This window comes from Turicibacter bilis (assembly GCF_024499055.1).
In the GTDB taxonomy this organism is placed as follows: domain Bacteria; phylum Bacillota_I; class Bacilli_A; order MOL361; family Turicibacteraceae; genus Turicibacter; species Turicibacter bilis.
On record NZ_CP071249.1, the window covers coordinates 946105 to 967188 of the forward strand.

Genomic DNA, 21084 nt, shown 5'->3' on the forward strand with positions numbered 1-21084 from the left:
AAAAAGACAACTCATCAGAAGTTGTCTTGTCAATCATCTATCAATTATTTTAAAGCGTCTTTTAAAGCTTTTCCAGGTTTGAAAGCTGGGTATTTGCTAGCTTCGATTTCAATAGTTTCTCCAGTATGTAAGTTACGTCCTTGACGTGCAGCACGTTCGCGAACTTCGAATGTACCGAATCCTACTAAAGCTACTTTGTCATCTTGTTGTAACGCTTCAGTTACTGTTTCGATATAAGCACTTAAAAATTTATCTGCATCTTTTTTTGTTAACTCAGCTTTTTCAGCGATTTTATCTACTAATTGAGAACGGTTCATAAGTTTTAAATACCTCCTAAGATGTTTCATTGCAAGTAAAAGTTTACCACACCCCCTATAGGGTTGCAAACATTTATTTGCATATTTTGTTGATATAACACTATTTTATCCTATTATGTAATAATTCCGTAAGCTTTAAACAACTAAGCAAAATTTTTCAAAATAATAATAAAAATTCTCTCATCAACAGGCTGATGAGAGAATTTTCGCATACATTATAGCATGATCGCAATTAATCCGCCATTACCTTGGTTGACAATTTTAATTAATGTTTCTTGAAGTTTCATGCGAGCATTTTCTGGCATTGCATATAGTTTAGCAGAAATTCCATCACGAACGATGTCACTTAAGCAACGTCCAAAGACTTCAGTTGACCAAATTGATAATGGATTTTCATCCGCATCTTTTAAGATGTAGTCGATTAAATCTTTACTTTGTTGTTCAGTTCCAATAATTGGTTCAAAAACAGATTCAACATCAACACGAATCATATGAATAGATGGTGCAATCGCTTTTAAGCGTACGCCATAGCGAGCCCCTTGTTTAACGACTGTTGGCTCACTTAAAGTCATATCTTCAATAGCTGGTGTGGCAATCCCATATCCAAGTTGTTTTACCATTTGTAAAGCACCCGCGATTGGTTCGTATTCTTTTTTAATATTTGCATAATCTTGTAATAAATACATTAAATCTGCTTTATCTTTAATTGGTCCAACTAATTCAGTTAAGATTTGATCGTATAACTGATTAGGAACTTTAATTTCTAATTCAGCTAACCCCACCCCAGCATCAAGGGCACTAATATAGCAATCTTCAACGATATCTTCTGCTTTTAACTCTTCAGCTAAGTAGTTGATATCACGAAGCTTATAAAACTCATTTGTACTTTGATTAATTAATTTTAAGAAACGAGCTTTTAACCAGTTGTCATCACTTAAAGCATCCACCCAACTTGGCAATTTGATATCTAATTCTGAAACTGGGAATTCATATAATGCTTCAGTTAACACACTATAGATATCTTTTTTCGTCATATTTTCAACACTTAATGGAATAACTGGAACCCCATATTCATCTTGTAATTGTCCACGTAACTCCGCCACATCTTCTGTTTTTGGATGCGTCGTATTCAAGATGACGATAAATGGTTTATTAATCGCTTTTAATTGCTCGATAACTAATTGCTCAGCTTCTAAGTAATCCTCACGATCAAAGTTTCCAATCGATCCATCAGTTGTCATTACAATTCCAATATGTGAGTGATCTTCAATCACTTTTTGTGTTCCAATTGCTGCGGCTTCAACAAATGGAATTGGTTCTTCATACCATGGTGTATTAACCATGCGTGGTCCTTCTTCTGTTTCATAACCAACCGCACTCGGAATCACGTATCCCACACAGTCAATTAAGCGAATATTTGCTGATACTTCTCCTTCAACCGTTACATTTACGGCTTGTGCTGGAACGAATTTTGGTTCCGTTGTCATAATTGTTTTTCCATTCGCACTTTGAGGTAATTCATCAATCATACGTTTTTTTACGTTTTCATCTTCAACTAATGGAATAACAAGTGTTTCCATGAATTTTTTGATGAACGTAGATTTTCCCGTACGAACTGCTCCTACTACACCTAAATAGAATTCTCCATTAGTGCGGGCAAAGACGTCTCTCATCAGTTCATTAGTTTCCATATCGTAAACCTCCATTTTCACTTATATTTGTCAATATCAATGTATGATGCTTATCCTCTACTTTATGAGAGAATTTAAATAAAACTTTTAAAAACTTTTCTACTGTACTGCGATTGAATGAATTTTTATGATTCACTCTAACCTAATTTGATTGTGAATTAGGCTGCAGGCCTGCGTTTTCTTCGAATTATATGCATCACTGTGTGTCAGATATGATAACTTTTAATGAATTTTATATTCTTGATTATCTTTTACTTTATTCAAACAAAAAAAGGACTTAGCGTAGCTAAGTTCTTTTCTCAATCAATACCATCTTAATTAAAACCATTGATGATGGTTACATCATCATTTTTAATAATTCATTCATATCAGTTGGAACTTCCCCATTAATAATCATTTTTGTTAATTGATCTTCAACTGATTTATCTACTTTACGTCCTACCATTGCCCCAACACTTTGAATCAAAGCACGAACTTGCTCTTCATTTTTCAAATCCATTGTAGAAGCTTGGTCGGCAATATTAAAAAGATCCGCTTGATTCACATTTACATCTTTCCCAAATCGTCCAAAAAGATTATCAAACATAATTAAAACCTCCTCATGTCTCATGTTCAATATAACATATGACACCAGGAGGTAATTTGTACCTATTAGGCAAATAATTTATATTTTTTGTCCAATCCTAAAAGTTTTTTTATCATTAATAAAACTCAGGTTTCATCTCACGAGTCATTAATTGAGCAATTGCAACACGTGGATCTAATTTATTGAAAATAACCTCATAAACCGTTTCAACAATTGGCATTTCAATCTGTAAAGCTTGTGCCATTTCATATGTCGCTTGACAAGTTCGTACTCCTTCAACGACCATCGTCATACTATCGATCGCCTCTTGAAGATTTGAACCACTTCCGATTTTATATCCAGCCTGCCAGTTTCGGCTATGAACAGACGTACATGTTACGATTAAGTCGCCTAAACCACTTAAACCACTGAATGTTTCTTCTTTTGCTCCAACAGCTGCTCCAAGACGTTTAATCTCAACTAAGCCACGTGTGATTAAAGCGGCTTTCGGATTATCTCCATATCCAAGTCCCGCAATGATTCCAGCAGCAAGTGCAATCACATTTTTAATTGACCCACCAATTTCAACACCGATTAAATCATCGACACGATAAACGCGGAAATATTCATTATTAAACATTTTTTGAATTTCATTTGCTTTATCTGCTACTGTTGCCGCACAAGTAACGGTTGTCAGCGCACGCTCAATCACTTCTTCAGCATGAGAAGGTCCCGATAAGGCAACAAACGCCTCTAAGTAAGTTTGATCAATTTCTTCAGCTACAATTTCAGATACACGCTTATGCGTTCCAGGTTCAATCCCTTTACTTGCATTAATAATCATGACAGCGTGATCTAACTGCTCATTAATCGTTTTTAAGACATCACGAATCACTTTCGTTGGAACAGAAAGTAAAATTATTTGTGCATCTTTTAATGCTTCTGTTAAATTTGTTGTTGCAACTAGTCCAACTGGTAACTGAACATCTGCAAAGAAACGTGAATTACGATGATTTTGATTAATATCATCCACAATTTCTTGATTTAAGTCATATAATTTTACATTATTTTGATTATCACATAAAACTTGTGCTAATGCTGTTCCCCAACTCCCAGCACCCACTACTGTTACATTCTTAGCCATTATAAATCCTCCTCATTAACCTATCATTAATCACGATTTCTTGCAATGATATGAATTGGTGTTCCTTCGAATCCAAATGCCTGACGTAAGCAGTTCTCTAAATAACGTTTATATGAGAAGTGTAATAATTCAGGATCATTTACGAAAATAACAAATGTTGGTGGTTGTGTTGAAACTTGTGTCGCATAGTAAACACGTAAACGTTGTCCATTATGAGTTGGCGTTGGATTCATTGCCACTGCATCCATAATGACATCATTTAAGACATGTGTTACGACACGTTTCTTATGGTTTTCAGCCGCTAAATTTAATGGTTCAAATAAGGTATGTAAACGACGTTTTGTTAAAGCAGATAAGAAGACAATTGGGGCATAGTCTAAGAACGCCATGTCAGTACGAATTAAATCTTCCCATTCTTTCATCGTTTTATCAGTTTTCTCAATTGCATCCCATTTATTTACTACAATCACAACTGCTTTTCCAGCTTCATGTGCATATCCTGCCACACGCTTGTCTTGCTCGATTAACCCTTTAGAGGCATCAATTACAATTAAACAAACATCACTTCGATCAATAGCACTTAAAGCGCGAAGAACACTATATTTTTCAGTTGTTTCATATACTTTACCACGCTTACGCATACCAGCAGTATCGATAACTACATATTTTTGTCCATCTTTAGTGAACTCTGTATCGATTGCATCACGTGTTGTTCCAGCAATATCACTAACAATAACACGTTCTTCACCAAGAAGCGCATTTGTTAACGAAGATTTCCCAACGTTTGGACGTCCGATTAAACAGAATTTTGTGACATCTTCATCATATTCCATTCCTTTTTTCTCAGGCATGTTTAACACAATTTGATCTAACATGTCCCCGAATCCAATCCCATGAACAGCTGATGTTGCAATTGGATCACCTAAACCTAATGAATAGAATTCATAAATTTGCTCCTTAAAGTTTACGTCATCCACTTTATTAACAACTAAAACGACTGGTTTATTTGTCTTATATAACATATTTGCCACTTCTTGATCCGCTTGTGTGATTCCATCACGAGCATTTGTAACAAATACGATAACATCGGCTTCATCCATTGCGATTTCCGCTTGATGCTTAATTTGTTTCATAAATGGTTCATCACCAATTTCAATACCACCCGTATCAATAACATTGAATTTACGTGTTAACCATTCTCCACTACTGTAAATACGGTCACGAGTAATCCCTGGCTCATCTTCTACGATTGACACACGTGATCCTACGATACGATTAAAAATTGTAGACTTTCCAACGTTCGGACGTCCTACGATTGCTACTACAGGTAATACCATGTTGCCACCTTCTTTCATCTTTACACAAAAAATAAGTCGTTAATATTATAGTAGTTTTTGACGGCATTAGTCAAATTTTCAATCATGAATATAAAAAGGGGGAAATTCCCCCTTTTTATAACTGAAACTTGGAATTTATTATAGTAAGTTTTTTAAAGCATCCCCAAATAAATCCCCTAATGTTTCATTTTCTACTGTTTCTTGTTGTTGCATATATTTATTGAATTCTTCGCGCTCTGCATCTTCTTTAATACGACGAATACTTAATTCTAGTTTAAAATTATTTGGTTCAAAACGAACCACTTTTACGTCAACATCTTGTCCAATTGATAACGCATCTTCTACACGAGAGATACGTTTTTCAGTGATTTGATTCATTGGTAAGAAGCCAACAACATCTTCAGCAACTGCCACGAAAGCACCACGATCATTCGCTGATTCTACTTTCCCAGTGATCACATCTCCAGATTTAAATGTTACTTCTGTCCAAGGATTTGATTTTACTTGACGTAAAGATAATCCTAAGCGATGTTTTTTAGCATCTAATGAAATAATTTTCACTTCAACTTCATCCCCAACAGCAACTAATGACGCTAATTTCACATTAGGATTCCATGAAGTTTCTGTATAATGACATAAACCTTCAATGTATGGAGCAACTTTAATGAATGCCCCTAAGTCCGTGATATTCGTCACTTGACCTTTAATTACATCTCCAACGTTATGTCCGAAGGCTACCCATGGATCTTGTTCAACTTTTTTGATTGATAAAGCTAAACGCTGATTTTGGCTATCAATTGAAAGAACACGTACAGATACACGTTTTCCTTCAGATACAATATCTTCAAGCTTCACTTTATGATCCCAAGATAATTCAGAAAGGTGAACTAATCCTTCTACGCCTGGTGCTACCTCAACAAATGCTCCAAAATCCATTAAACGAACAACTTCACCTTCAACAATATCCCCTACCTGATAGGCTGAAACGAATTGTTCAAATGGAGTTGGTAAAATAGCTTTGATTGATAATTGAAGTTTTGTTCCTTCAATTTTAATCACCTTAGCTGTCACTGCTTGATTTACAGCTAACACATCTTCAACTTTTTCTACTGGTAAGTGACAAATCTCAGAAATATGTACTAATCCTTCTAAAGCCCCAAAGCGAACGAATGCCCCGTATTTTTCAATACGGACAACTGTCCCTTCAACCACTTCTCCAACTGTTAATGTTGAGAATTGGTCTTCTCGTTGTGCTTTTAATTGCTCAGCCACAACGATTTTGCGAGATACTTTAATTTTTTTATTACGAGCATTGAACTCAACAATACGTACTGAAACGGTTTGTCCTACATATTGTTCTAAATCAGAAACATATGTAACGTCAATCATATTCGCTGGTAAAAAAGCTTCCATTCCGATGTTTACAATTAATCCACCTTTTACAGCGCGTTCAACTTTTGCTTCTAATGTTTCCCCTTTTTCAAACGCTACTTTTAAGTCTTGGAAACGTTGATACTCAAGTAAAGCACGACGAGATAATAAGATTTGCTCATCGTCTACTTTTTTAATCATCGCTTTGATTTTATCTCCAACTTTAATAACTTCTTTAGCTGAATCAACTTTATCTAATGTTAATTCACTTAAATAAATTGTTCCTTCGGTTGCCCCATGGATATCAACAGTTACTTCTTGATTTGTTACACGAACAACTTCACCTTCGATCACATCATTTACTGATGGTAAATCAAAGTTTTCCATTGCTAATACGTCACCCATTGTCATTTCTTCATGGTTGAAACCATCGAATTGTTTCATTACTTTTCCCCACCTTTTACAATATTTATAATTGCATCGATCACTTCATCAATTGTTAAATCTGAAGTATCTACGACTATCGCATCTTCAGCCTTAATTAATGGTGAATGTTTACGTGTTGAATCTAATTCATCACGCGTTTGAATTTCTTGTTTTAAAGTTTCTAAATCGCATGGAATGTTACGTCTTAAATTTTCATCATAACGACGTTGTGCACGAACTTCCACAGAAGCAGTCATAAAGATTTTATAATCTGCATCTGGTAATACGTTTGTCCCAATATCGCGTCCATCCATGACCACATTATCTGTTTTAGCATACTCAATTTGGCGACGTTTTAATTCATCACGAACAAATTTATGAGCTGAAACAGCTGAAACATTTTGTGATACAATCGGTTGTCGAATTGCATCCGTCACATCTTCTCCATCTAAGAATACTTTTTTATCATTCGTTAAACGAATACTTGTATCTTGAAGCATTTTTGCAATTGTTTCTTCATCTTCAACATCAATATTTTGATTTAATGCTTTTAGCGTTACTGCACGATACATCGCACCTGTATCAATGTATACATACCCTAACATTTGAGCTACTTTTTGAGCAATTGTGCTTTTTCCTGCTGCTGCTGGTCCATCAATTGCAATTACTTTAGAACGAACCATATTATCACCTCGACTGTAATTATTTTATCACATTATTTCATTTATAAACAACAACAAAATAGGGTTCTCACCCCAATTATTCATAATATTTACAAAAAATAAACTAAACAAAAATCGAATTAAATTCGATTCTGTTTAGTTTAATCAAATTACTTATTTAGATTGTAACACTAAATAGATTATAATCGCTAAAACAACTATTCCTGTCATTAAAATATACATATTTAATGCATTAACTTTATTGTGTTTAATAGGTTGAGTAACGACTTCATCCATCATTGTTGCTTCGTCCACTGCTAATTGTTCTTTCTTTTGTTCAGAATAAAAAACTTCTAAACTTGCTTGCTTATGTTCAACTGCTATTACTTTCTCCGTCTCTAATGATTGAGTATTTTGTTTCAATTGATCAATGGTTTCATTTAAATCTGTTGTTAACGGTTGAATCATCGGTCGCTCAAATTCTTCCCACTCACAATCATCTAAATCAACATCTGAATTAAAGATTAATTCAATATTTTTATTAAAAACATCATCTTGATAATTAGAACTTGATTTTTGCTCATTTTCAATAATTTCACTAAAAATAGAGCTAATACATTCACTATCAGATTGTAACTTTCGTAAACGGCCGTAATCATGTTGAACAAGGGCATCTAAATAATCCAAATCTGCGTCCGCATCAAGTGCTAATTCTTCAAATGAATCTTCAAACAGTGATAAACTAGACGGTTCTAATTTAGCATCGCTTGACTCCTCAACTAATGACTCCACTTGAACAGAAAGTAATTCTTGTTCTAATTGCTCCCATTCACTGAAATCTTCACTTTTAATCATTTGGGTAATTTTTGAATAGGTACGGGCTCCATATTTATCGTGTAACGCATGAATAATGTCATTTGAACGTTGACTTAATTGCGTCGTAAATTCATTTACCTCATCTTGACCAATCGATGAAAACATCTCATTCGCATCTAGAGTTGATGTCATCACCTCATGTAGACGAGAAGAAGGCGTTTCAAGTGGTTCATCTAATTCTGATTCAAAGTTAGATTCAATCGAATGAGATGGCGTTTTATCTTTTTCAGGATGACTAAAGTACAATCTTCGTAATTCAGCATAATCCGCCTTTTGTTCCACCTCACTCACACTCCTTTTTCCTAAACAATTTTTATATCATGCACCGACATTTAATATCGATTTATTTACTATTTTGTAAAAAAAACAAATAAGACTAGGTAATTATATCATAATTTTATTTTATTTAGAGTATTAAATTTGAATTTTTTTGTCTTTTTAGTTTATAATAAGTCATGTAATTCAACTGAATTACACGATATCAAACTATCATTCCTGTGAAGGGGGACAAAACAATGGCTAAATTCACAATTGTTTCAAAAGATGAGTGCATCGCTTGTGGTGCATGTGGTGCTGTAGCTCCAGACGTATTCGGATACGATGATGAAGGATACGCAGAAAACGTATTTTCAGGAGATAACAACACTGGTACTGTTGCAATCGAAGCTAGCTTAGAAGCTGATGTTATTGATGCTGCAGAAGGATGCCCAACTGAAGCAATCAAAGTTCAAGACTCACCTTTTAACTAATATTACCAAATCACACATTATTATGTAGGATTTTTTTATGTTTTATTCAAAAAAAGAGCGATTAGTGATCACTAATCGCTCTTTTTTTAGAATTGACGCATTTTTGTAAAGCGTAATTTCGGTTTTTCTTTTTTATCATTTGCCATCGAAATTAATGTTTTAACTTCATGTGGCGTTAATGGACGGAATTCTCCCGCCGCAAGTCCAGCTACATCAATGTTTCCAAATTGCTCACGACGTAGCTTCTTAACAGGGAATCCAATTGCATCAAACATCTTTTTAACTTGATGGTAGCGGCCTTCATGAATCACTAATCGAACTAATGAGGATTGATTTTTCTTATCCACTGACACTAATTGAGCTGTTGCTGGTTTCGTTTGATATCCATCAATTTTAACTCCACGAGCTAATGGCTTTAAACTTTCTTGTGTCACGATTCCTTTAACACGTGCTAAATAAACTTTATCGATTTCTCCACTTGGATGCATCATTTTATTTGCAAAATCACCATCATTAGTCATTAATAAAACACCTGCTGTATCGTAATCTAAACGACCAACCGGATAAACACGTTCTGATACTTTATCTTGGAAGAAGTCTACAACCGTACGACGATTCTTCTCATCTGATACCGTACTTACAAATCCACGTGGTTTATGTAAAACATAGTAAACTTTTTTCTCACGTTGTAGCGGGATGCCTTCTACTTCGATTTTTTCCTTTCCAGTTACTTTAACACCTAATTCGCGAACTACTTTATCATTAACAGTTACTTTTCCTTCTAAGATTAGTTGCTCTGCCTTACGACGTGATGCAACTCCAGCATGGGCAATAACTTTCTGTAATCGTTCCATGTAAAAAATCCTCCAATCAGAGATGATACTAAATTCGACAAGAATTTGTATTTAACCATCATTTTACCTTTATTATAAGTAAAAATCAATGTTTAATCCAATCGAGGTGTTATTTCATATGTGATTTAACTCTTAAAAGAAAAGTGAGACTGCTAAAATAGCAGCAAAAAATCCGATTAAATCAGCTGTTAACCCTAGTTTAAGGGCATGTTTCATTTCACTTAGTCCCACTGCAGCGAAATAAACCGTAATAATATAAATCGTTGTATCTGTACTTCCTTGCATGATTGAAGCTAAACGACCAACTGTTGAATCTGGACCATAAATAGAGATTAAATCCGTTGTTACACTTAAAGCAGCTGATCCTGAAAGTGGCCTAAGAATCATAAGAGGTAACACATGAGCATCCACATGAATCGCTGTTAAGACAGGATTTAGAAACTGTGCAATGGCATCAACAATCCCTGAGGCAAGAAACACTTTAATCGCTACAATCATTCCAACAATATTCGGAACGAGAGATACTGTCGTTCTCATCCCCTCTTTAGCCCCTTCAACGAAGTGATCAAACGCATTTGTTTTATTAACAAACGCCATCATGAAAACAGAAAGTAAAAATACAGGTAAAACATAGACACTAATCGCTCCCACCGCATCACCTTCTTTCATAGCGCTTAGCAATCGTTTTATCACCAGACGAAGGAATTCGTTTCATTCGACTATAAACGTTATGAATGATTAGCCCACCAATCGTCGTGATTCCTGAAGCAAATAGAATAGGTAAAAACACTTCACTCGGATTAGTTGAATGATACATATGCCTCACCCCAATGATAGTAGTTGGAATAATTGTAAATCCTGCTGTATTCATGACAAGAAGTGTATACATTTCAAAACTAGGTTTGCTTGGATCGGGATTGGTCGCTTGTAATTCTTTCATTGCTTTAAGACCTGTTGGCGTGGCGGCACTTCCTAATCCTAATAAATTACTTACCATATTTGTCGTTAAATATTTTAAAGCTGGATGATCCGCTCGAAGTTTTGGATATAAAAAGCGTGTCACTGGAGCCAATACCTTGCAAAGGACATCAAGCATCTTCGAATGATTAGCCACTTGTAACACGCCCGTCCAAAACACCATAATCCCTGCTAGGTAAATGACTAAATTAATAGCTTCTTGTGCTCCAGATAAAATCGCGTTATTGACTTCACTTGTTGTTCCATAAAAAAAACTATAGATAATACCGACTGTAAAAAGTCCCATCCATATTTTATGTATCATTAGAAGCTCACCGCCCCTGTAAACCAATTCATTAATTTATCAAACCAAGATTGGCTTTCAACTTTTGGTGTAATAGCCTTATAAACAGGAATCTCTTGTTGAATTTCTCCATTAATTAAAACTTGCAGTACCCCAACTTCATTGTCCTTTGCTTTTTTATATAATGATAAATTAGTTGTCACTTTTTCACTTCCATCTTTTTTAACAATCACATTGACCATTTTTTCAACATATAACTTATCACTTAATGTTTGATTCGAGACTTGAATTTCCCCTGGTTCAATAATGGTCTGTACCTGATAATTATCAAATCCATAATTAAATAAATTCATATGATCGTTCCAATCATCTCCTGCTTTTAATGTTACTACAACTAATTCCATATCATCTTTACGTGCAGATGTCACAAGCGTTCGTCTAGCTTGTTTGGTAAACCCTGTTTTTCCCCCAATGGCATACTCATAATAACCAGTTACCAATTTATGTTTATTATGCCAAACATAAGTCATCCCATTTTTAGTAGTTGCCTTATGTGTTTCTGTTCCTGTAATTTCTCTAAAAATTGGATTATTCATCGCATATTGCATGATGAGTGCCATATCTCTAGCCGTCGATAAATTATAAGTGGTCTCATCTAACCCGGAAGGGTTTTGGAATACACTATTTGTCATTCCGATTTCTTTTGCCTTGTCGTTCATCATCTTAACAAAACTTGCTTCATCGCCCCCAACAAATTCCGCAATTGCCATTGCGGCATCATTCCCAGATCGAAGCATGAGACCATATAGTAAATCAATTAGTTTCACTTGATCGCCTAACGTTAAATACAAAGCTGAACCCACTTGGCGTGTGACATTATCAGATATTTCTACCCATTCATCCAGATTTGCATTTTCAATCGCAACAATGGTTGTTAAGATTTTCGTAATACTTGCAATATACATTTGATCATCTGGACACTTTTCATATAACACACGCCCTGTCGATTGTTCCATCAGAATCCCACATTGCGAACTAATCTCCATTGCCGATACCCCGTTCGAATCGTTCGCTAATAAGACAACGAATATCGCAATAGTCAATAGTATCTTAATTTTTTTCATTTTCTGCTCACCTCAGTCCTGTAACTATTACAACTGTATGATGAATGTCCGTAAAATATCAGTGAATAAAAGCACCTGTTATGACAGATTTTTAAACATCTACACGATTTGTATACGACTTCTAACAAAAAAAACTACCCCATCTATTGATAAGGTAGCTTTAGCTCTCAATGCTTAATTATATGTTTTTTTCGGTTTTTTACCTTTTTTAAGTTTAGGTTTTGAATCATCAACTACTTCGGCTGCAATTTCTACATCCACTGTATTTTTAGCAGCTTTAGCTTTAGATACTTTTTTACTTTTCGGATCTTTTGGCATACTAAAACCTCCTCTACTTAAAATAGGATACCTTTTTAGTATGTACAAAATGATAATGAGTATTTATTCCTCCTCAGAGAAACTAAACAAATCTGATTCCTCATCTAAGTTAAAGTCTGGTGTAACGAATGGTAACTCTGGTAATTCCTCTAATGTCTTAATTCCAAAGTAATCTAAGAAGTCATCCGTTGTTCTAAATAAAATAGGACGCCCTGGACCTTCTAAACGTCCCGCTTCTTCAATAAGAGAGAACGTTAAAAGCTTTCTTAGAACATTATCACTACTTGCCCCACGAATATTTTCAATTTCATGACGGGTAATTGGTTGACGATAGGCAATAATCGCTAGAACCTCAAGTGCCGCATTCGATAATCCACGTTGATTTGGGTTTTGAATTAAACGTTTTAAATAAATTGCATGATCTTTTTTAGTTGTCATTTTATAGACACCTGCAACTTCAATAATATCAATTCCACTACTAATACTTGCATATCGTTCTCTTAATTCAATCAATAATGATTTAATTTCAACTTCATTTACTTCTAAAACGTATTCTAATTGCTGTGTACTAATCCCTTCATCACCAACAGCAAATAATAACCCTTCTAAAATACCTAAACGTTCTTGTTTAAACAATTTCATCACCTTCTAAACTAGAAATATAAATATCCTCATAATAATTTTGTTGAGAAATACTGATTTGATTTCCTTTTACCAGTTCAAGTAGTGCTAAAAAGGTTACAACGATATATTCTTTATCAAAACGATCAAACAAACTTATAAATGCAACGCGTTTCTTATATTTTAACTGTTGACCTAATGATCGCATTCGTTCTTCTACGGAAATATTTTGTGGTACAATTCTTGTCTTCAATGGTTTGGCTAATTTATGACGACGTAGTAATTTCTCAAAAGCTGAAATTAATTGTTCTACTTGAAGGTTTTGTGGAAGCTTAGCTTCTTGATCAATATAATCAGAAAAATCAATCGGTGGTTTCGTAAAGAACTGTCCACGTTCTTCTTCTAACTCTCGTAACTCTTTCGTCACTTCTTTATACTGTTGATATTCAACTAATCGTTGAATCAAAGCTTCTCTTGAATCCTCTTCATATTCATCTTCTATTTCAACGACCTGTTTCGGTAATAAGCTCTTACTCTTTATCTCAATTAAAGTTGCGGCCATTACTAAATATTCTGACGCAATCTCAAGCTTCAAATCTTCCATGGCATGAATATAATCTAAGTACTGCTGCGTAATCTCGGCAATTTTAATATCATAAATATTTACTTTGGCTTCTTTTAATAAGTGTAAAAGTAAATCAAGTGGCCCTTCAAACGCATCAATTCGTACTTCATAACTCATAACCCACCTACTTCCTACTTAATAACATTTCTTAATTGTAGCGAATTTTTAACATTTGTACAATAAGTCTAAGAAAAAAACATACTTCCTTTTATTGATGTTTAGTTCATGATATCCCTAACTTCTCTATTTATCTCAATAAGCTAAAGAATTGAAAAAAAGTTCCTTCACTATCATACAATCATGAGTGATTAGGAACTTTCCTCTTTTATTCAGGTTGTGATTTTTGTTGTTCTTGCCTTTTATGCGTATTATATCGATAAGGAATTGGATAACGAATGACACTTTTTAATAAAGCTTTAAAGTTAAATGGAATCAGTGGGTATAAATATGGCTTACCGAAACTTTTCATTGTTGCTAAGAAAATGAAGCCAATAACAATTGTTCCAATATAGCCCCACAATCCTAATAATGCTGTTCCGACAATAATAAATAACTTAAACATTTTATTAGCCAGTCCAAGTTCATAACTTGGTGTAACAAAAGCACCTAAAGCTCCAATAGCTACATAGAATAAAATTTCTGGTCCAAATAATCCTACATCAACAGCCACTTGACCAATTAAAATCGCAGATACGATCCCAAGAGCTGAGGAAATAGCCGTTGGCGTATGTATAGAGGCTAGACGTAAAAACTCCATTCCAATTTCACCTGATATAACTTGAAGAACAATTGGGATATTCCCTTCTTCTTGTGGTCCTATAAAATTCAGAAAATCAGGTAAATATTCTGGATGAAGCACGAATAATAGCCATGTTGGCATTAGGAAGACTGATACAATAATCCCAGCATAACGAATAAGGCGTAAGAAGGTTCCCACAGCAGGCGTTTGACGATACTCCTCCACACTTGTTAAGTGATCGAACAAAGTCACGGGTCCAATCATGACACTTGGTGACGTATCAACAATAATCGCAATCATTCCTTGATATAAATGCGCAGCTACAACATCTGGACGTTCTGTATATCGTACGAGCGGATACGGATTATAGACCTGTCCTGTGATAAATTCTTCTAATTCTTTATCAGTCATGGTCAATCCATCGACTTTAACTTGCTCAATACGATGCTTTACCTCATCAACCATACCTTGATCTGCAATACCTTCAATATACATTAATACCACATCTGTTTTTGATTGGTCGCCAACCTTCAAAATAACATTTCGAAGTTTCCCTGTTCGAATCCGACGACGCGTCAGAGCCGTATTGACAACTATATTTTCTGTGTAACCATCTCTAGATCCACGAACCGTTTTTTCTGTATCTGGTTCTGCTGGACCACGGCCTGGATAGCTACGAACATCCACAACAAAGGCTTGAGTTTCTTTATCAACTATAATCGCAACTAATCCACTTAAAACAGAGGTACAAATATCATTGACTTTATCCGTAACCGTGACTTGCTGATGAACAAGTCGATTATGAATCGTTTGAAAAATATCATCGTTCGGATGTGGTAAACTATTTAATAACAATAACTGCGTCATTAAATCTACAACTAGTTCTGAATCAACTAGCCCTGTTACATAATACAGCTGAATTCGACGTTCCATTACGACAATCTCACGCTGACCAACATCAAAACTTTTTCCAATACCTAGCTTATCTTCTAATATCTTTTGCGTTTCATCGATATTCTTTTCGACTGGTACATATGGGTCATAGGCCATAATATCCCACCTTTCCCTTAATAAATCTGCCCTTTATCTCTCAGCCTTTTGGTTTAAAAATCAAGGCAACTATAAATGCAAATAAAATGGCGGCTGTAATTCCGGCGGCTGTTAAATCGAACATTCCCATCCCGATTCCAATAAAACCTAACTGTTCTGATTTTTCCATGGCACCGTGAATGACTGAATGTCCAAAACTCATGATTGGAAGCTGAGCTCCAGCTCCAGCAAATTTAATTAATTTATCATATAATCCAAATACATCAAGCGCGGCTCCTACAACAACAAATCCACACGTAATATGTGCTGGCGTTAACTTAAAATAATCTAATATCAATTGTCCGATTGCACAAATAATACCACCGACAATAAAGGCTTTTATAAATATCATCTCTATAATCGCTTCTTTCTTATTAAAATTATCTTTAATCTTTTACTTAATCTGCAGCACATAAAGCAACAGCATGTGCAATACATGGAATTGTTTCTTTTTGCTGTAGAATTATTGGATTTAATAAAGCACCTGTTGCAACGACTAATACGTGTTTTAGCTTTTTCTCTTCTAATAATTTTTTAATATGTCCATAAGTTACAACCGCACAGCAGCCACAACCACTACCACCAGCAAATACCGGTTGGTCATCAGAGAAAATCAACTTTCCGCAATCATTATGTTGTTGACTAATATCGTATCCTTCACCTTTTAATATATCAATTAAAATTGGGCTTCCACACGTTGCTAAATCACCTGTCAAAATAAGATCATAATATGAAGGATCAAGCCCTAAGTCTTGGAAATGTTGTTTAATCGTTTGAGCCGCGGCTGGCGCCATCGCTGATCCCATATCATTTGCGTCATTTTGCGCAGCATCAACGATAATTCCAACAGTTCCAGATTCAATACGAATTTTAGTTTTTTTATGACTTACTAACGCAACACCTGAACCAGTTACGGTATACTGAGCTGTATCCGGTTTAGGGCCACCGTATTCTGTTGGATTACGATACTGACGCTCTGCTGATGAATTATGGCTACTTGTTGCTGCTAATGCAATTTTAGCATTATCACTATCAACAAAAATGGAACTTAATAATAAAGACTCCATTGATGTTGAACACGCTCCATAAATCCCAAAAAACGGAATATTCGTTTCTCTAAAGACATAGTGTGTTGGAACAATTTGATTCACAAGATCTCCAGCAAATGAAACAGATATATCACTTTCTTTAATTTTTGCTTTATTAATGACTTTTTGAATAGCACTTCTCATTAATTGTGATTCCGCTTGTTCCCATGATTTTTGACCACAGTAAGGTTCATCGTATAAAATATCAAAATCATCTTTTAATGGTCCCTGTGACTCTAATGGACCAACTGCCGTTGCCGTCTCTAGTAAATAGACGTTATTATTAAATTTCCATGATTGACTTCCAACTTTCATCGCTACCATCCTTTTCTTATGAAATTCATTGATTAATCATCATCGGATAATTAGAAGCCCCACTACCCTCATCATCTCCTCAAACTCTTTAAGTTGAGGGAAAATATTAAACTCTACTAAACAATAGCGAATAATTCCAAACACATAAGCAGAAACAACAGCAAACACAATAACAGCCCCTGCTAGCTTAAAGAGGTTCGTTGCAATTCCAAGGACCACTCCTTCACTTCTACTTTCTAACGCCGCTGAAGTTAATGAGTTCGCAAATCCACTGATTGGAACGAAAGCTCCCGCTTTTGCAATTTGGCCAAACTCATCATAAACACCTAAACCGGTTAAAATAGCTGTAATCAAAATAACAGTTACTAACGTAAGTGTACTAGCGGTCTCACGAACAAACCCAAACCAATGAATATACATTTCGATCAGTAATTGACCACCCAAGCAGATTAGGCCACCAAAGAAAAATGAAACAGCAGCGTTTTTTACATAATTGGGTTTTACTTCATGATTTTTTATGACTTCTTCATATTTTTTCGTTTTCACGTCTTGTCACCACTCCTCAAAAATGAACTCTACACTTTAATATGACTTTTTTTCTAGAAATTATTAGCTAGTCACTCAAATTTCCTTATAAACTAACATTTCATATAAATAACTAATAAAAAAGATTGTTATCATTCGATGACAATCAAAAAATAATCATACAAACTCATTTTTTGAAACATAAACACCTTCTATTTGTCATGCGTGATAATAATAGATAGACTTAAAATTAACATTGATGACAGGTATATACGAATAAAAACAAAAAAAGAGCGTATCGCTCTATGACTATAAAACTTCAGTCATTTTGAGACACGCTCTTTTTAAATCGTCATTTTTTCTTTTAATTCTTTTAGAATCTTCTTCTCCAAACGAGAAACAGCTACTTGATTAATTTCTAAGCGTTTTGCTACTTCAGATTGCGTATATCCTAAGTCAAAGCGTAAATAAATGAGCATTTTCTCGATTGGATCTAAACTTGAGACTAATTGCTTTAACACAATCTTTTGCTCAAGTTGCATCCCTTCTTGATGATTTGGAATTCGCTCAATCAGTGGCATATCTTCTTTTTCATAATTATCTAAAGAAGCCACATTCATTGGAGCATTTAATGCCAAAATGATTTGCTCTTCTGTTAATTCTGTTGCTTCTGCGAGTTCTTTAATCGTAGGCTCTCGTTCTAATGACTTATTTAATTGATCTTTAACTTCTTGAATTTTATGGATATTACTTTTAATGCTACGGCTAATCTTAATCGGACTCTGTTCACGAATAAAGGCTTTAATTTCTCCAATAATTAGAGGAATAGCATAAGTAGATAATGTCGTATCATAAGAAGCATCGAACTGAATAATTGCCTTTAATAAGCCCATACATCCAATTTGAAATAAATCATCTTTCTCAACTTCTAAATGACCAAATTTATGAACAACCGACCAAACTAAATCCATATGATTCTTAACTAATATTAACTTTGCTTCTTCATCACCACTTTGAGCCTTTTTAATCAGCTCTTGAATTTCTTTTTTATTCATCTAACCATCCCTCATGCCTTGTCATTTAAGTATCATGTTTGTCATGTTACTTCGTTGATGAATCTACTGGTAAAAATTCTTTTTCAAATGAAATGGTTGTTCCTATTCCTAGAACTGATTTAACTTCAAATTGATCACTAAATGACTCCATGATCATAAATCCAAGTCCACTACGTTCCTCTTCTTGTTTCGTTGTATAAAGAGGCTGTTTAGCTAATTCGATATTTTCAATCCCTTTTCCAAAATCTTGGATTGTCACACGCAAGCGTCGTCCCTCAAGACTTGCTTTCATATCGATGATTCCATTTTCATTATCTTCATAGCCATGAATAATGGCATTCGTAACGCCTTCTGAGACAATCGTTTTAATTTCATTTAATTCTTGTGCATTTGGATCAAGCGGTGCAATAAAGCCAATAATGACAAGTCTTGCAAAACTTTCATTAATACTTTTTGCAGGAAATTGTAAATGCATTTCATTATTCATATTATGCAATCCCCCTAATTACAGACTCGAGATGCGAGTCATCATTAATTACTTTAATAATTTGTGAAAGTCCTGATAATTCAAACACTTTCGCGACTAATGGTTTCATACCAATAACCATGACCGATCCATTGACAGCTTTTAATTGATTATATCGTCCTAAAATAATCCCAATTCCTGAACTATCCATAAAGTCCAAATGTTTAAGGTTAAAAACGATATGTTTAATCTGTGATTCACTCATCACAGTATTAAGTCGGCTACGTAATTGATCAGATGTATGATGATCTAACTCTCCATTTAAATTCACATATAACACTTGATTTTCAACATAAAGTGAGACAGTTATACTCATAATAATCCCCTTCCCGTGTCAGATTGATTTCATTTTAAATGAAAGTTTGAGTTTATATGTCATTTTCGACAATTATAGTGTTTTTATTTTTTTATACGTAAATAAAGAAAGATTAAAATCACGACTCTATTTGTCTTAAAATTAAAAAAAAAGAGGAAAATGCATAAAACATGTTATGCATTTTCCCCGAATAAGATTTGTGACACTATATATCCTAAAAGTCCAATAAAACTATTTTTCTCTACTGGTTCTTTAACGGTTAGTGGAATTTCCTTATATGCTTTTCCGTTGTAGTAGTAAGTTAATATTCCAACTTGGTCACCCGGTTGAATCGGTAATTTAATTTCTTCATTTAAACTTAAATCATATTTTGATTCTTGTTCAGCATCTGTTTTCTTTTTAAGCACTGTTACTGGTTCAGATGTAACAATTTCAAAACTACGATTTTTAGCCAGCATATTATAACCATTTGAAACAACTTTTTGGCCTTCAAGTTTTTGTACAAGTTCATATTGTCCATAAGCATACTCAATTAGGCGAGTCACCTCTTGATTACGAATATCGGATTTACTTGCCCCCATTACAACAGCAATAACGCGCATCTCTCCACGGTTCGCTGTCGCCGTCAAACAGTAACCTGCTTCTTGCGTGTATCCTGTTTTTAGGCCATCTACACCATCTACATATTTTAGAAGCTTATTCGTATTAACAAGCCAAAATGGTGATTCTGTATCTTGACGAATATAATCTTCATAAAGTCCAGAGAATTCTATAATTTCAGGATAATCTTGTACTAAATGACGTCCAATAATCGACATATCATAAGGAGTTGTCAAATGGCCTTCTTCTGTTAATCCTGTTGGATTTTTAAAGACTGTATCATTCATTCCTAACTCTTTGGCCTTTGCATTCATTTTTTCTACAAAGGCTTCTTCCGTACCCGCTACACGTTCCGCTAGCGCAGTCACTGCATCATTAGCTGAAGCAATAGCAATACTTTTAAACAAATCCCGCACTTGCATTTCTTCACCTGGTTTTAAATAGATTTGTGATCCACCTAAACTCGCTGCATGTTCACTTACGCGAATCACTTCATCCCATTGCATTGATCCATTATTAATTGCTTCAAGAATTATGTACATTGACATCATTTTCGTCATACTAGCTGGAGCAAGTTTTTCATGTGAATTTTTTTCGTACAAAATTTCTCCGGTTTCCGCTTCGATTAGAATGGCTGCTTTTCCATCCGTCACTAAGTCATCAGCTTGAACGATGGTCACATGAATAAAACAACTAACGATAAAACATGTAACTAGACTAATTAACACTTTTCTTATTTTCATTTTTGCACCTCTTTTTCTACCTGCAGCGTTACTACACATGTATGAAAAGAGGAATTAAAATATGCAGTGTCTCTAGGAAGGCCGCTAATTTTTATTTTGTAACTTATGAAGAGATTAGCGGATAAAATAGAAAAACGAGGAACACTC

Annotated in this window: 24 protein-coding genes; 1 reads left to right on the forward strand and 23 read right to left on the reverse strand. The window is 34.6% G+C overall.

What is annotated here, in order from left to right; genetic code table 11:
• Positions 1-44: 44 nt before the first annotated feature.
• The 8 genes from hbs to J0J69_RS04395 form a co-directional block, all read right to left on the reverse strand.
• On the reverse strand, positions 45-317 hold the full coding sequence (gene hbs / locus J0J69_RS04360) for a non-specific DNA-binding protein Hbs (RefSeq protein ID WP_212724580.1): 273 nt from the start codon (positions 315-317) through the stop codon (positions 45-47).
• A gap of 215 nt (positions 318-532) precedes the next feature.
• Positions 533-2008 (reverse strand): stage IV sporulation protein A, encoded by a 1476-nt coding sequence (spoIVA, locus tag J0J69_RS04365; protein WP_055305520.1) that lies wholly within the window; start codon positions 2006-2008, stop codon positions 533-535.
• A 337-nt stretch (positions 2009-2345) separates the two neighbouring features.
• The gene (locus tag J0J69_RS04370) at positions 2346-2594 is read right to left on the reverse strand and encodes a stage VI sporulation protein F (RefSeq protein ID WP_055242059.1); all 249 of its coding nucleotides are present in this window, start codon (positions 2592-2594) and stop codon (positions 2346-2348) included.
• A gap of 115 nt (positions 2595-2709) precedes the next feature.
• On the reverse strand, positions 2710-3717 hold the full coding sequence (locus tag J0J69_RS04375) for an NAD(P)H-dependent glycerol-3-phosphate dehydrogenase (RefSeq protein WP_055305519.1): 1008 nt from the start codon (positions 3715-3717) through the stop codon (positions 2710-2712).
• Positions 3718-3743: 26 nt separating this feature from the next.
• Positions 3744-5054 (reverse strand): ribosome biogenesis GTPase Der, encoded by a 1311-nt coding sequence (gene der, locus J0J69_RS04380; RefSeq protein WP_055274792.1) that lies wholly within the window; start codon positions 5052-5054, stop codon positions 3744-3746.
• Between the two features lie 138 nt (positions 5055-5192).
• A complete protein-coding gene (locus tag J0J69_RS04385; RefSeq protein WP_212726056.1) occupies positions 5193-6869 on the reverse strand; it encodes a S1 RNA-binding domain-containing protein in 1677 nt (558 codons plus the stop codon).
• Complete coding sequence (cmk, locus tag J0J69_RS04390) at positions 6869-7534, reverse strand: (d)CMP kinase (protein ID WP_055242051.1); 666 nt, start codon at positions 7532-7534, stop codon at positions 6869-6871. Before cmk ends, J0J69_RS04385 begins: the two co-directional genes overlap by 1 nt.
• Positions 7535-7687: 153 nt before the next feature.
• Entirely contained in the window at positions 7688-8671 is a 984-nt protein-coding gene (locus tag J0J69_RS04395) for a hypothetical protein (RefSeq protein ID WP_212726057.1), read from the reverse strand.
• A gap of 233 nt (positions 8672-8904) precedes the next feature.
• On the opposite strand from J0J69_RS04395, the gene J0J69_RS04400 reads away from it, so the two are divergent.
• Positions 8905-9138, forward strand: coding sequence for a ferredoxin (locus J0J69_RS04400; RefSeq protein ID WP_055242048.1), 234 nt, complete (start codon positions 8905-8907; stop codon positions 9136-9138).
• Positions 9139-9224: 86 nt separating this feature from the next.
• Here the strand turns inward: J0J69_RS04400 and J0J69_RS04405 are convergent, their stop codons facing one another.
• The 15 genes from J0J69_RS04405 to J0J69_RS04475 form a co-directional block, all read right to left on the reverse strand.
• Positions 9225-9992: a pseudouridine synthase gene (locus tag J0J69_RS04405; protein ID WP_055305516.1), complete on the reverse strand. Its 768-nt coding sequence runs from the start codon at positions 9990-9992 to the stop codon at positions 9225-9227.
• 132 nt (positions 9993-10124) lie between these two features.
• Complete coding sequence (locus J0J69_RS04410; RefSeq protein WP_082411177.1) at positions 10125-10643, reverse strand: spore maturation protein; 519 nt, start codon at positions 10641-10643, stop codon at positions 10125-10127.
• 4 nt (positions 10644-10647) lie between these two features.
• Entirely contained in the window at positions 10648-11274 is a 627-nt protein-coding gene (locus tag J0J69_RS04415) for a nucleoside recognition domain-containing protein (protein ID WP_212726058.1), read from the reverse strand.
• Positions 11274-12377, reverse strand: a complete 1104-nt coding sequence (locus J0J69_RS04420; protein ID WP_055305515.1) for a D-alanyl-D-alanine carboxypeptidase family protein — start codon at positions 12375-12377, stop codon at positions 11274-11276. Before J0J69_RS04420 ends, J0J69_RS04415 begins: the two co-directional genes overlap by 1 nt.
• Positions 12378-12551: 174 nt before the next feature.
• A complete protein-coding gene (locus tag J0J69_RS04425; RefSeq protein WP_156344111.1) occupies positions 12552-12695 on the reverse strand; it encodes a hypothetical protein in 144 nt (47 codons plus the stop codon).
• Between the two features lie 63 nt (positions 12696-12758).
• Entirely contained in the window at positions 12759-13331 is a 573-nt protein-coding gene (gene scpB / locus J0J69_RS04430; RefSeq protein ID WP_082411166.1) for an SMC-Scp complex subunit ScpB, read from the reverse strand.
• Positions 13324-14058 carry a segregation/condensation protein A gene (locus J0J69_RS04435; protein ID WP_055242037.1) on the reverse strand — a complete coding sequence of 245 codons (735 nt, stop codon included), beginning with the start codon at positions 14056-14058 and terminating at the stop codon, positions 13324-13326. Before J0J69_RS04435 ends, scpB begins: the two co-directional genes overlap by 8 nt.
• Positions 14059-14266: 208 nt before the next feature.
• Positions 14267-15730: a spore germination protein gene (locus J0J69_RS04440; RefSeq protein WP_055274777.1), complete on the reverse strand. Its 1464-nt coding sequence runs from the start codon at positions 15728-15730 to the stop codon at positions 14267-14269.
• A 40-nt stretch (positions 15731-15770) separates the two neighbouring features.
• Positions 15771-16121 carry a stage V sporulation protein AE gene (gene spoVAE / locus J0J69_RS04445; protein WP_055274776.1) on the reverse strand — a complete coding sequence of 117 codons (351 nt, stop codon included), beginning with the start codon at positions 16119-16121 and terminating at the stop codon, positions 15771-15773.
• Positions 16122-16167: 46 nt separating this feature from the next.
• Entirely contained in the window at positions 16168-17172 is a 1005-nt protein-coding gene (gene spoVAD, locus J0J69_RS04450) for a stage V sporulation protein AD (protein WP_212724575.1), read from the reverse strand.
• A 39-nt stretch (positions 17173-17211) separates the two neighbouring features.
• Positions 17212-17718: a stage V sporulation protein AC gene (gene spoVAC, locus J0J69_RS04455; protein ID WP_212723456.1), complete on the reverse strand. Its 507-nt coding sequence runs from the start codon at positions 17716-17718 to the stop codon at positions 17212-17214.
• 323 nt (positions 17719-18041) lie between these two features.
• On the reverse strand, positions 18042-18752 hold the full coding sequence (locus J0J69_RS04460; RefSeq protein ID WP_055274773.1) for a sigma-70 family RNA polymerase sigma factor: 711 nt from the start codon (positions 18750-18752) through the stop codon (positions 18042-18044).
• A gap of 46 nt (positions 18753-18798) precedes the next feature.
• Positions 18799-19239: an anti-sigma F factor gene (gene spoIIAB, locus J0J69_RS04465; protein WP_055242025.1), complete on the reverse strand. Its 441-nt coding sequence runs from the start codon at positions 19237-19239 to the stop codon at positions 18799-18801.
• 1 nt (position 19240) lies between these two features.
• Positions 19241-19594 carry an anti-sigma F factor antagonist gene (spoIIAA, locus tag J0J69_RS04470; RefSeq protein WP_055242024.1) on the reverse strand — a complete coding sequence of 118 codons (354 nt, stop codon included), beginning with the start codon at positions 19592-19594 and terminating at the stop codon, positions 19241-19243.
• A 173-nt stretch (positions 19595-19767) separates the two neighbouring features.
• A complete protein-coding gene (locus J0J69_RS04475) occupies positions 19768-20937 on the reverse strand; it encodes a D-alanyl-D-alanine carboxypeptidase family protein (RefSeq protein ID WP_212726059.1) in 1170 nt (389 codons plus the stop codon).
• Positions 20938-21084 lie beyond the last annotated feature (147 nt).